Annotated in this window: 14 protein-coding genes; 4 read left to right on the top strand and 10 right to left on the bottom strand. The window is 62.0% G+C overall.

Translation table 11 applies throughout. From position 1 onward, the window contains the following. Nucleotides 1-92: 92 nt before the first annotated feature. Nucleotides 93-497: a hypothetical protein gene (locus tag ACFQDI_RS04095; RefSeq protein WP_377163688.1), complete on the top strand. Its 405-nt coding sequence runs from the start codon at nt 93-95 to the stop codon at nt 495-497. Between the two features lie 211 nt (nt 498-708). After that, complete coding sequence (locus ACFQDI_RS04090) at nt 709-1407, top strand: HPP family protein (protein ID WP_377163686.1); 699 nt, start codon at nt 709-711, stop codon at nt 1405-1407. A gap of 12 nt (nt 1408-1419) precedes the next feature. Here ACFQDI_RS04090 and ACFQDI_RS04085 read toward each other — a convergent pair whose 3' ends face one another. Together ACFQDI_RS04085 and ACFQDI_RS04080 are read right to left on the bottom strand one after the other, a co-directional pair. Beyond that, entirely contained in the window at nt 1420-2109 is a 690-nt protein-coding gene (locus tag ACFQDI_RS04085) for a hypothetical protein (protein WP_377163684.1), read from the bottom strand. A 29-nt stretch (nt 2110-2138) separates the two neighbouring features. Continuing rightward, on the bottom strand, nt 2139-3239 hold the full coding sequence (locus ACFQDI_RS04080) for a transporter substrate-binding domain-containing protein (protein WP_377163682.1): 1101 nt from the start codon (nt 3237-3239) through the stop codon (nt 2139-2141). A gap of 98 nt (nt 3240-3337) precedes the next feature. Between ACFQDI_RS04080 and ygfZ the strand changes: the two genes are divergently transcribed. Then, nucleotides 3338-4225 carry a CAF17-like 4Fe-4S cluster assembly/insertion protein YgfZ gene (ygfZ, locus tag ACFQDI_RS04075; protein ID WP_377163680.1) on the top strand — a complete coding sequence of 296 codons (888 nt, stop codon included), beginning with the start codon at nt 3338-3340 and terminating at the stop codon, nt 4223-4225. Between the two features lie 63 nt (nt 4226-4288). Here ygfZ and ACFQDI_RS04070 read toward each other — a convergent pair whose 3' ends face one another. After that, nucleotides 4289-5587 carry an acetylxylan esterase gene (locus tag ACFQDI_RS04070; RefSeq protein ID WP_377163678.1) on the bottom strand — a complete coding sequence of 433 codons (1299 nt, stop codon included), beginning with the start codon at nt 5585-5587 and terminating at the stop codon, nt 4289-4291. 105 nt (nt 5588-5692) lie between these two features. On the opposite strand from ACFQDI_RS04070, the gene ACFQDI_RS04065 reads away from it, so the two are divergent. Then, nucleotides 5693-6697, top strand: a complete 1005-nt coding sequence (locus tag ACFQDI_RS04065) for a phosphodiester glycosidase family protein (protein WP_377163676.1) — start codon at nt 5693-5695, stop codon at nt 6695-6697. Between the two features lie 50 nt (nt 6698-6747). On the opposite strand, the gene ACFQDI_RS04060 is transcribed toward ACFQDI_RS04065, so the two are convergent. The 7 genes from ACFQDI_RS04060 to ACFQDI_RS04030 form a co-directional block, all read right to left on the bottom strand. Continuing rightward, complete coding sequence (locus ACFQDI_RS04060) at nt 6748-8547, bottom strand: FAD-dependent oxidoreductase (RefSeq protein ID WP_377163674.1); 1800 nt, start codon at nt 8545-8547, stop codon at nt 6748-6750. Between the two features lie 224 nt (nt 8548-8771). Beyond that, nucleotides 8772-9620 (bottom strand): SMP-30/gluconolactonase/LRE family protein, encoded by an 849-nt coding sequence (locus tag ACFQDI_RS04055; protein WP_377163672.1) that lies wholly within the window; start codon nt 9618-9620, stop codon nt 8772-8774. Beyond that, nucleotides 9617-10255, bottom strand: a complete 639-nt coding sequence (gene tsaB / locus ACFQDI_RS04050; protein ID WP_377163670.1) for a tRNA (adenosine(37)-N6)-threonylcarbamoyltransferase complex dimerization subunit type 1 TsaB — start codon at nt 10253-10255, stop codon at nt 9617-9619. Before tsaB ends, ACFQDI_RS04055 begins: the two co-directional genes overlap by 4 nt. Before the next feature lie 51 nt (nt 10256-10306). Next, nucleotides 10307-10729 (bottom strand): tRNA (adenosine(37)-N6)-threonylcarbamoyltransferase complex ATPase subunit type 1 TsaE, encoded by a 423-nt coding sequence (gene tsaE / locus ACFQDI_RS04045; protein WP_377163668.1) that lies wholly within the window; start codon nt 10727-10729, stop codon nt 10307-10309. Continuing rightward, the gene (locus ACFQDI_RS04040) at nt 10726-11013 is read right to left on the bottom strand and encodes a hypothetical protein (RefSeq protein ID WP_377163666.1); all 288 of its coding nucleotides are present in this window, start codon (nt 11011-11013) and stop codon (nt 10726-10728) included. The genes tsaE and ACFQDI_RS04040 overlap by 4 nt, the downstream gene beginning before the upstream one ends. A gap of 4 nt (nt 11014-11017) precedes the next feature. After that, nucleotides 11018-11923 (bottom strand): thiamine-phosphate kinase, encoded by a 906-nt coding sequence (locus ACFQDI_RS04035; protein ID WP_377163664.1) that lies wholly within the window; start codon nt 11921-11923, stop codon nt 11018-11020. A gap of 11 nt (nt 11924-11934) precedes the next feature. Then, the gene (locus ACFQDI_RS04030; RefSeq protein WP_377163662.1) at nt 11935-12252 is read right to left on the bottom strand and encodes a hypothetical protein; all 318 of its coding nucleotides are present in this window, start codon (nt 12250-12252) and stop codon (nt 11935-11937) included. Nucleotide 12253: the final 1 nt, after the last annotated feature.

The following is a 12253-nucleotide window of genomic DNA, read 5'->3' as shown; positions in this document are numbered from 1 at the left end:
CCTACCCCTCATGCTGCTCCTCCTCAAAACCCTGCTGATCAAGCTCCTCATAGCCGCGAGTGCCGCCGGGATCATCTACGCCCTCTGCTGACATGCCGCGTTTCCGCTACTTCCGTGATGCGTTATTCATCACTGCCTGCCTGGCCTATGGCATCAACCGCTGCCTCATCAAGCCGTACGTCGCGCCTGGTTTCATGACGTGTCACTTCAATGACCTGTGGCTCATCCCCTGCGCCCTGCCGCCCGTGCTCTGGCTGCACCGCCTCCTGGGCCTGCGCGGAGATGACGCGCCGCCCAGGCCTGCGGAGATCGCAGTGCATCTCGTGTTCTGGTCATGGGTGTTTGAGTGGGCCCTTCCCCGAGCCACCCATGCCATGGGAGACCCTGCCGATGTCGTTGCTTACGCCGCAGGGGCGCTCCTGGCAGGCCTCTGGTGGAACAGCCAGAGCTTCCTCTCCGCAGCCACCCACCCTGCCCAGCCTTCTCCTTCACGATGAAGCAGCCTGCGTCCGCCAAAACGGCTCCTGCTAAAAATGTGAGGGACCACACCAAGGGAAAGACGCGACCAGTCAGGCGGACCCGCCGGGCGGCCGCTCCTGAGGCCGAAGCCGAACCCCGGTGCTACACCAGCCCCCCTTGCTACCTCGCCGAATTTTCCAGTGAGGACTTCGCTGAACAAACTTCAAAATAGAAAAGCACCCCTCCCCAGTGCCCACCCCCAAACTGCGCCAATGGCTCGGCATCGAGCTGATCGAAGTCAGCGTCACTGAAAAAGCCGTCTCCGCCCTCGGCGGCGGGCTGGCCATTCTGGCTTTGATTACCATCTCCACGCATGCCCTGCCCGCAGGTGGTGCCGCCGCGCTCATCACCTCCATGGGGGCCAGCGCCGTGCTGCTCTTTGGTGTGCCTCACGGCCAGCTCTCCCAGCCGTGGCCGGTCATCGCCGGGCATGGAGTCTCCGCGCTTATTGGTGTCGCCTGTGCGCAGTTCATAGCTCACCCCGCCATCGCCGCCGCCTGCGCCGTCGGCCTGGCCATCGGAGCCATGCAGCAGCTCAAGTGCATCCATCCTCCCGGCGGTGCCACTGCATTCACCGCCGTCATGGGTGGCAGCGCCATTCACCAGCTCGGCTTCAGCTTCGTCGTCTTCCCCGTGCTCACCAATGCCCTCGTAATGGTGCTGCTGGCCGTTGTCATCAACTACGCCTTCCACTGGCGGCGCTATCCCAGCTCCCTCAACCGCCCCACCCATGCGCCGCAGCCCAGCATTGCCGAAAACGAGTCCCTGCCCACACACGAGGAAATCATCGCCGCCATCCGCTCCCTCGACTCCTTCGTGGACATCAGCGAAGACGATCTCCTCCGGCTGCTTGAGGTGCTGAGAACACATCCCGGCAGGAATGCGTAACCCGCCTGGGATTCACTTCCCGTCCCTCTGTGTCATCACCGTCACCACCAGAATAAAGAAGCACATGACCACCGAGAACAACGGAAACTGCAGAGCCGCCGGCAGGCTGTAAACAAGGGCCAGCGCGGGGATCCAGACCAGCCAGTTGGTGATGAGCACCGTCGGGCAGGTGCGGGTCCAGAATTCGTGGTCCAGCGTAGGCCGCGTGCGTTTCCATGAGCCGCCCTGCTCCACCCAGCGCAGTGCGATGACATACGTCGGCACAAACCAGATCGGGCTCATGACGAACTGGTCCACCAGCACCTTCTTCACCAGCGTGGCGGCATCATGCGCATCTCCAAACAGCCAGGTCTGGAAATGGTAAAAGAGATCGATCTCCATGCCGCGATAACCCCAGAACAGCATGAGCAGCAGCAGACGCTTTCCACCGCCGTCCTTCGGCAGCGTGCCCATGATCCGCTGGATGCCCGTGGGCATGAGCGCCGCGGCAAACATGGTGGAGACACAGGAAAAGGCGAAGTCCCAGCGGGTTTTGAATGCGCCCACCGACTCCCAAAAGCCCGCCAGCGCAGGCACCTGGTAGTAGCTGACCACCAGGGCCACGGCGAACGCGTTGAGCACCAGGCATGGGACGCGGTTCTGCCGAAACACCGCCATGATGGTGGCCAGAATGCCGGGCGTTGAGGAAGAGGAGGGAGGCATGGTCAGGATCAGAGCAAAGCGCCGCTCTCTTAGTGGTCCTCGCCGAAGTATTTCTTCCGCAGTTCGTTGCCCACCCCTTGCTCGGTGAGCTTCAGCAGGGCCTGGTTCAGGCTCTCGCGCAGCGTGCTGTCCTGCTGCAGCGCAAACGCGTAATTCTGGCGCTCAAAGACCGGGCCGACCATCTGCAGCTTTTCGTCATTCAGCTTGCGGGCTTCATACTGCAGCACCGGAGCATCATAGACCACCGCGTCCACGTCCTCCGCCTTGAGGGCCAGCACACCTTCTGTGATCGTCGCAAACGTCTCCACCCTGGCCCCCTTGGCCGCCAGCCAGCTCTCTGCCGTGCTGCCTTTGACCGTGGCCACCTTGCGGCCGGGAAGATCGCCCGGACCATTGATGTCCCCTTTGAGAGTGTTGATCGTCAGGGTGGTGGTGAAGGAGGCGGTGAGCAGCGAGACAAGCACAATGCTCAGCAGCATCCAGATGATGGCCACAATGCGGCCCCCGACCCCGACGGGCCCTTTGTTGTCCGCCCCGCCGACAAGCAGCGTGCTGATCGTCCACCAGAAGGACTCCCACATGCCCGCCTTGTAATCCTTTGGCCACATGTCGCTGTTCACCTTGTGCTCATAGCGCCAGACGAGGTGCGAGATGATGAACATCGTCACCATGAGCAATGCGAAAGCCCCGATCAGCTCGACGTTGAAGAGATTTTTGACCAGGGCCATGAGATTGTCCGCAAAGCTGCCGCTGGCGCCGGAGACCAGCACCTGCAGGCCGGACTCATAAAAGGGCTGTGAAAAATCGATGACCTCCTCACGCTTTGAAGTGACGCTGATGGCGCCCACTCCCACATCCGCCGTTTTGTTCTTCAGCGCGTCGATGACCTCCTGCGCGGTCTGCACCACATGGACCTCGTAGTCCAGCCTCGCCTCACGTGCCAGCTGGTCCCAAAGCTCCGCCGCATAGCCCACACGGCGGCCGTCTTTTTCAAAGGAGAAAGGCTCCAGGTTGCGGGTGACGACTCGCAGCTTCCTGCCGGCAGGAGCAGCCACCGGAGCCTGGGCAGCGGCCTCCGCAGCAAGCCCCAGGATGGCAACAGCAGAAAGGAAGAGCAAGAGAACGCGCATGCAAGGTGCGCCGACTCTGCCCTGCGCCCGTTTCGAGTCAATACAATCCCAAGGCTTTGCCCGCTTGCGGCAGCGCCGCGTCTGCACATTCATGCAGCATGAACGCCGAGCTGTATCAGCAAATCATTGCCCACGGAGCCGCCGTGGATCTTTCCTCCCGCGCCAAGTTCCGTCTCACCGGAACTGACCGCATTCGCTACCTCAACGGCCAGGTCACCAATGACGTGCGCCGGGCCAAAACGGACGAAACCCTCTACGCCTGCGTGACCGATGTGAAGGGCCGCATCGCCGGCGATGTCTTCGTCCATGCCTACCATGACGCCCTTCTGCTCGATGCCGAACCCGAACTCCACGAACCGCTGGCCATGCGACTGGAGCGCTACATCGTGGCAGATGACGTGGAACTCACCGATATGACAGAGGAGTGGCATCTCTGGCACGTCTGGGGTGATGCGGGCACTCTTGCCCGCATCGAGAGCGCTCCTTACGCGGAAGATCGTCCTCACCACCTCCTGCACTCCACCCGCTACGGCTCACCAGGCCTGGACCTGTGGCTCCCCGGCTTCCTCGCCGATCCGATATTCGATGGTCTTTCTGTGCTGACCGACGCCGACCTCGAAACCTGGCGCATCCTGCAAAAGGTCCCCCGCTGGCCCCATGAGCTCAACACCGAAACATTCCCACCGGAGGCCGGTCTCGAAGCTAGGGCCATGGATTTTGCCAAAGGCTGCTACATCGGCCAGGAGGTGCTTTCACGCATCAAGACCACCGGCAAGATGCCGCGGGAGATGATCGCCTTTGAGACGGAACTTACCGTGAATGCCGGAGACGAGCTCTGGACTGAAAAAGCCGTCGGCAAGGTCACCAGCGTGGCAAAACACCCCGCATCCGACCTGACCGTCGGACTGGCGATGGTCAGGCAGGGCGCGGCACCGGAAGGTCTGCACCTCGGCGGCAGCTCAGGGCCGCTGCTGAGGCAGTGCTAGACCGGCTCTCGAAAAGCCGGACTGCACTCAGCCACCCCCCAGCGGGGGCAGACGACGCCGGCTTTACTTACCCTTGCTCTCACGCACGTGCTTCAGCGCCGCCGCCTGCATAAACTTGCTGGCCGCAGGCGTGCTGGTATGCCCGGAAAGAATGTCGGCGTGCATTTCCTTCGGAATCGTCAGGGCATTGTAGGCCGCATACACGCTGGTGGGCGGGCAGGTGGTGTCGATAAAGCCCACAGTGACTGCGGCCCCTTGGCACTTGGCGCGGATGGCAAAGTTCACATTGTCAAAGTAACGCGACGCCTGCAGAGCCTCGGCGTCAGGTTTGCCGCTGGCGTCGTTGGGCACGATCTTGGGCCAGCCGCTGATGCGGTTCGCCTGGCTGCCGGTATGGTCGCAGCCAGCAGGCACCCCGGCGCAGATGAAGGACACGCGTGAGTCCAGCCCTGCGGCGGCAAAGGCCTGAAAGCCACCCTGGCTGGCTCCGTAAACGATGAGGGTCTTGCCATCCCACTCAGGCTGGGCAGTGAGGAAGTCGATGGCGCGGATCAGACGCAGAAACATGCCTTTGAAGTAAATCTTCTCGCGGTCCTTGACGCCTTCGATGCGGTAATCCTTCAGTTCTCCGGCAGCCAGTGCGTCGTAGAACTCCTTGGGTTTGCCGTTGGGCAGACCGTGGGCATTGATGTCCATGGAAAGCATGCCTCCCTCATTGAGCGCCCAGGACACGGCCCCGAGATTCGAGCTGCGCACACCGGCACCGTGCACATGGAGAATGGCGGGGAGGGACTTGGGCTTTGCACCCACCGGTCTGCCGAAGTAACCACTCACCGGCTTGCCACCCGCGCATTCGATCTGCACGTCAAATGCTTCAACTCCCTTCGGCACGCCAGCGGTCACCGAAGTGAGCGTGGGTTTCAGGGGCACCTGCGCCAGAGCCGCCTTTTGCGCAGCCCAGAACGCATCAAAATCCCCCGGCACGGGCATGCTGGGCTTGAGCAGCAGCGGATCATAACCCGCAGCGGCCATGGCCGAGGCCTTGTCACTCGTCACCCGCATGAGCAGAAAGCCGGGCTCATCCAGCTTGCCGATGAGCGTCGCCTTGCCGTCCTTCAGAGCCAGTGTCTGGGGCGGCTGCGGCTGCACACCGTCCTTGGAAAGCACACACACCACCTTTCCCTCAGCCAGCGGCTTGCCATCCTGCAGAGCCTCAATGGTGAAGGTCGCGGTCTCACCCACCTTGTACAAGGCGTCCGGGTGGTCCGTGCTGGCCTTGAGGGTGAGCCCCGGAGCGGGTGTCTGCGCCTGCAGACCGAGGGAGAAAAAGAGACACAATGCGGAGAACAGTGTAAATTTCATGCTCGTCCAGCATGTAAAGGCCCCGCCGCGAATCAATCTTCATTCATCCGGCATGAGATCGGCTCTTGATCGTGCCTGACTTGTTCTCCATGCTGCCGCACCCCCATGCCTAACAAACGCGGATGCCTGAAACTGCTTCTGCTGCTCGTCCTTGCCGGCGCGCTGCTGGTCTGGCTTGCTGGGGAGGTCTTTTTCAACCTGAACAGCAATCTCGTCGCCGTCGCGGTGCGCGACTCCAAATCCCCCCTCCAGATCCTCACCAAACGCGGTGAATGGAAACCCGCCCAGGCCCTGACCGCCGGTGACCTGGATGCGGCCCTCATCGAGCGCCATCGCGAGACCGGCATGCGCTGGGCCACGCTCAAAGTCCGGCGTGCAGGCAGCACCGCGGCCAGCATCGCCCAGCGGGTTTTCGGGGCGGAAGTACACGTCGTCACCCTCTCAGCAGACCGCTTCGACTTCATGACCACCTACCAGCCCAAGTTTGCCCTCACCACGGCGCATGAGCGCATGGCGGACGGCAATCTGTGGTTCTGCATCACCGCAAACTTCCGCGACCCCAAAGGCCGCCCCATGGGCTGGGTCTATCATGAGGGACGCCAGGTCAATACCCCTTTCGGTGACTGGAGCGGCTGCTTCTTCGTCAAGGACGGCCGTCCCTGGTGCGGGCCCAAGTCGCTCCTCAATGAAGTCCCCGGTCTCATCCAGGAAGGCTGCCAGGTCTATCCCTCCGTGATGAAGAACCACACCACCTTTTCCTACGTGGACCTCAAGCCCGACGAGTTTTTTGACGGCAGCAGGATCAGCTATCGCTCACTCGCCGGCATGAGGCAGGACGGCACCATCGTCTTCGTGCTCTCCGGGGATGGAGGCGTCATGAATGTCAGCGAGGTCACCGAGATCGCCCGCAAGCTGGACGTGCAGCATGCCACCCTCCTCGACGGCGGCCGCGCCCTGCAGTACTCCATCCGCACCGATGACGGGCCATGGCACTTCCACGCTTTCAACACGGAGCTGCCCTTCAAGCACAAGTGGCTGGAGCGGCAGATGTCGCCGGTTTACATCGGCGTCAGGCGCAAGGCGCCTGCGATTGTGCAGGGGCCGCAGTAAACCGCAGTTCCAAGTTTAGTCGGATGTGAAAGCGAACTTGGAAGTTCGATCTACCGTCCCTGCTTGCTCTTCAGCTCCTTGACCCAGTCGGGGTGCTTCTGCTTGTACTCCTGAAAGGCCTCGTGTTCGTCCCTGGAAATCTTGCCATCCTTGCTGGTGTCGATGAAGGGAAAGAGCCATTCCCAGCCGGGCTTGGCTTCGCTCCAAGCCTCCTTGGACTCCCACTCGCCCGCAGCCACGGCTCCGGGTTTGGGGCGCACGCTGGGACCGGTCCATTGCAAAATCTGACCGCGCTTGAGCAGAGTCTGCTGCAGTTTGGCCACATCGATCTGCTGCACGGTCACGCCTTCATGGATGGCCTGCGAGGCGGCCACACCGGCGGATTCTCCCATGACGCAAAACACCGGCTCCATGCGGGCTGAGGCGTAGGCGATGTAGCTGGCCGAGAAGCACACGGGAACCAGCAGATTGCCGCAAGCTTCGGCCTTGGGCGTGAGCGCACGATACGGAATGGGATAAGGATGCCCCGTGCCCTCCGCACCGCCGACAAACATGTTTCCCTCGGTTGCCACGCCCATCTTTCCGGTGGTGGGATCGGCCACGGCATAGCGGCGCACGGGATAGATATCCACTCCGTAGAGCGCCAATCCAACACTGTCGGTCACCTGGGTCTTGTTCCACACATCCGCCAGGGTGAGCACATACGGGCCCTGCATACGCCGGGAGATGCGGACGTAGAGCTGATTGGGCCAGCCGGCGGTGTCTTCATGCATGGCTCGGTTGAGCCCCAGCTCTGCTGTCTCTTGGCGAAACTTCTCCGGCACACGCGGGTCGGTGCTGAGGAACTCATGCAGACCGCTCAGGTAGTCCAGATGCTGCTGCCACACGCGTGTCTTTGCCTCACGGCTGCCATCCTGATAGTAACGGCTCACGCCCAGCGGCGCGATGGTCACGAGGGAGTCGCGCTTGTAGTTGTACTCTCCGCTGTTGAGCCAGCCGGGGAAGATGTCGCGCAGACGCTTGAGCAGCTTGGCTTCGCCGCCCTCGGTAGTGCGGACGAGGTGCTCCACGTAGCGGCCCACCACCTCGAAGTTCTTCGCATCATAGCCTGCGGATTTTTCAATCGGGATGCGTTTGGCGGGGTCTCGTGTGACGTAGAAGCGGTAGTTGTAGGCCTGTGTGTAGTCATCCGCCGCGCCTTTGGGCAGGCCGTGGTCTTTGTCCACCAGCGGCAGCAGACCGCTCTGTGGATCGCCCGGGATCACATAGGGATCGATGGGCGTCCAGTTGGTGGTCGGCCCCACGCCTGCGAGTTCTTCGTTGAAGACATCCTTTGACTCACGCCCCACTGCATAGGGGACGGCAGCCGCAGCCAGCACATCGCCCTCGTAGCTCGCGTCGATGAAGACCTTGGCCTCCACGGTGGCCGCATCTGATTGGGTGGCCTTTGGCGCAGGCACGCCATGGGCATCTGGCGGCGCAAGCTCCAGCACCAGCTTGGTGATGAACGCCCCAGCCTTCTCCGCCTTCTGCACGCGATGCTCAAAGAGCACGGGAATCCTCTCCTCCTCCAGCCATGCGGCGAAGGCCTTGCGGATGACCTCAGGGCTGTTGCCGAGCTTGAAGACACGGCTCGTCGTCAGCCCTCCCACTGCCGCCGGTGCGGCGCAGTCCTGCATGGGCTTGATCCCCGCACCTAGAATGCCACCCAGCCAGCGGCTGGGCTCCACGATGAGCACCGAGCATCCCTCCTGATGCGCGGCTACTGCCGCCACGATGCCGCTGGGCGTCGCGCCATAGATGCAGACGTCCACTTTGCGGGAAGAGGTTTCGGCATGGAGTGAGGTCAACAGTGCTGAAAGGACTAGAAGGACGCGAATCATGCAGCGTAACAGGCCACGAGATAGGCGGCTGTCATGTGGGTTTCTTGGAAGTACAACGGACGCTCCTGTCTGTCGGTACCAGCGCACATGCCAAGCTCCAGTGACCACACAATGCTGACCGCCCGTTCCTTCTTTGCGTGGAGTGAGCACTAATCGACGGGCATGAGGGCCCATCGCTCTTCACGAGGATCTCACCCGCCGAATGCGTGGCTCGGCACGCCCTGCACGCCGGGGCGGCAGACAAAGAGTCGTCCAGCAAGCGGCTCCTCCAGGCCAGGCTTCTTGCCGGTGGTGATGTAGAGGTCTTTGAGGTCGGGACCGCCAAAGGCGCAGGCGGTGGTCTCCACGCAGGGGAAGTCGATCTGTGCTTCAACCTTTTGCGACTTCGGATCATAGCAGACCACTTTGGCACCGTGGCAGAAGGCGATCCAGAGACGGTCCTCGCTGTCGATCGTCATGCCGTCGGGAGAGGAAGGATCGGCGCTGGTGTCCCATACCACGCGCTCGTTGGAGATGGCGCTGGTGTCTTTGTCGAAATCAAAGGCGCGCACCTTTTTGCTAGGCGTGTCGATGTAGTACATCGTGCTGGCATCGCCGCTCCAGATGATGCCATTGGAGTTGGTCACGGGGCCAAATTTTTTCTCCACGCGCAGGTCGGTGTGCAGGCAGTAAAGGGAACCTTCGGCACGCTTGGCCAGGCAGATGGTGCCGGCCCAGAAACGGCCTGCAGGATCGCATTTGCCATCATTAAAGCGGTTGTCCGGCATACCAGGCTCAGGATCGGCAATAGGCGTGCTGACGCCGGTTTCCTCATTGAGGAAATAGAAGCCGTCATCCCCGGCCCAAACCAGCCCGCCGCTGGCGCGCGGCACCACGGTGCCCACACGCTGGCCCACATCCCACACCTTCTCCTCGCCGCTGGAGGGCGTGAGCGCGATGATCTTGTGCGTTTCGATATCGACGTAGAGCAGGCGGTCGCCGTGCCAGATGGGGCCTTCGCCCCATTCGGAGACGTGGTTGGAAATGAGTTCAGGAGTCATGTGGTGGGAGTGAGCAGCGGCCGCTTGGGCATGGTGATGAAAGCTTCGGCCAGATAATGCGGAATAAGCGGCTGGGCGATGAGGGCGGCCAGTTCATCGGCAGACAGAGTTTGCACGATCTGCGCCAGCCGTGCCGCATCCGGCCTGGCGCTGCGCAGGGTGACGAGGCCCAGCGGTGGCTTGGGATCAAAGGTGAACCACGCGCGCGCATCGGCGGTGCGGGCGCGGGCTTCATCCGCAGAAACAATTTCCAGCTCTGGCAGCAGCCGGCCGTTTTCCACCTGAGCCAGGTAAAAGCTCTGCCGGCGGGCATCGCCAATGACGGGGTAGCTCTGCGGTGCCTCCCCGTCTGGGGCGGTGAGCGAGGACCAGCCCACACACCACACGCCGCGAGAGATGGCGATACCCTGCGCTGCCGCGATGGCGATGCGCACGCCGGTGTAAGACCCGGGCCCGTTGCCAATCACGATGCCCTTCAGCTCATCTCCCGCAGCCACCAGCGCCTCGCGCAACGGGGCAAAGACCTGCGCATTGTATGAGCGCTCCGACTGAAACGAAGCCCTAAACAGCACCTCCGCGCCACGCACCACGGCAATGCTGCCGTGGGCGGTGGAGAGATCGAGAGCGAGAAGCATGAGAAGGAAATGACGAATGAATGATGATCTGCCAATGACCAAGAAGTTTCGTCATGATTTGGACGACTCCGTAACGACGCGCTCTCCACCCGTCTGCGGCTCAATATGGAACCAACGCGTGTGCGGCGGCAGCAGCTCGGGGAACATGTCGGCCCATTCGACGATGACGACGCCAGGCTCCATGAGAAACTCATCCCAGCCGATGCCAATGACCTCGGCGGCGGAATCCATGCGATAAAAGTCGAAATGGAAGACTGGGAGGCGGCCATCCAGATACTCGTGCACCAGCGTGAATGTGGGGCTGGTGACGGCGGCCTGGGAGTTCATGCCGGCGACGATGCCGCGGGTAATCTGCGTCTTGCCCGCGCCCAGCGTGCCGCAGAGAGCGACCACATCTCCCGCAGAGAGAGACTGAGCGAGCTGGGTGCCCCAGGCGTGGGCGTCTTCGGCAGTTGCGAGGGTGGCGGCGATCATGAGTTGGACAGCAGTTCCTGGCATTTGGGCAGTTCTACGGCGACCTTCATCCTCATGTATGCCAAAGGCAGTACGGCAAGCATGCATGCCACCCATTTTTTGGTCCAATCGCCGCGGCGTAATGCTGCGATGACTGGAAGCAGACTTGAACCGAGGAACAGATCCGCAAGCAGGTATTCATTGACTGGATAATCGTGACCCAAGATTGAAAACGCCATCAGCACAACGGTTACTTGAAGAATCAAACTGACAGAAAGCTGTGCCGTGTGATCCTCTTTATTCATAGGATCATCCATCCGCACTCAGCGCAAAGTGATCCCAGCCCGTGCTCTCAAAGTCCGGCGGGCGGCCTTCGCCGGGGAGGACGAGTTTGCCGATGATGGTGAGGGGAAGCTTGGGGAAGGCCACACGCCATTTCTGCATCAGTGACTTCACGCTGCGGGGATTGACCGCGAGGAGGAGTTCGTAGTCTTCGCCATCGCCCCAGGCCTGGTCGAAGGTGCAGCCGGGATTGCAGGGCAAGGAGGCGACGTTCACTTGATAATGTGTGCCGCTGGCGAGGGCGAGACGGGGGAGGTCCTTGGCCAGGCCGTCGCTGATGTCCATCATGGCGTGCGGATGGGCGTTTTCAGAGAGCCAGCGGCCTTCCTCAAGGCGGGGCTGAAATTTGAGATGCTTGCCGGAGATGGAGCCGCCGAGACGGCCGGTGACGAGGATGACATCGCCTGCCTTTCCTTCGCTGCGGGAGAGCCAGCGTTTGGAGGGGACGGTGCCGCTCATGGAAATGGAAAGCATGAGGACGAGGCCGCGCGAGGTTTCACCACCGACGATGTTGATGCCGTACTCCTTGGCGATGGCGCGCATGCCGCGATACACCTCGGAAAGAAACTCCACCTCCATGCTGGGCGGAGCCACCAGCGTGATCATGGCATGGCGTGGCGTGCCGCCCATGGCCGCGAAATCGCTGACCACCCGAGCGATGGCCTTGCGCCCGATGAGCTTGGGCGGGGTTTCGAGGGTGAAGTGGACGTCCTGCACGAGGGCGTCGGTTTTGAGGAGGGTGTGCTCGTCCTTGGAGCCGCGAACGACCGCGCAGTCATCCCCAGCCCCGGCGATGACATCGCCGTCCAGCTTCACACCGCGCATGAGTTTGCGGATGAGGTTGTCTTCTCCGATGTCGGCCAGGGTGGGCATGGGTCTGTGATTCAACTCTTTACCACCACGTTCGTTCCATCAAAGTGCAGCAGGCGGTTCTTCAGCCCGCGCATGGCCTGCTTGTGGATGTAAACCTCCACCCCGCCAATCTGGTGGCGGTGTTCAGTCGCAGCCTGAGCCCCGCTCACCCAGGTGAGCTGGCACCACTCCTGGCCACTGAGCTCGCCCTGTGAGCAACGAACGTAGTCCAGGTGCAGCACGTCCCCGGGGTGGCCGATGGCCTCGGCATCGCGCTTGGACTCCAAATACTCTGCGAAGTCCTGGGAGTAGATCAGGCCGGAGCGGAGACGGTGGAGAACCATGGACATG

This window comes from Prosthecobacter fluviatilis (assembly GCF_042655725.1).
Taxonomy (GTDB): domain Bacteria; phylum Verrucomicrobiota; class Verrucomicrobiia; order Verrucomicrobiales; family Verrucomicrobiaceae; genus Prosthecobacter; species Prosthecobacter fluviatilis.
This window is presented reverse-complemented; position numbering and strand designations above follow the sequence as displayed.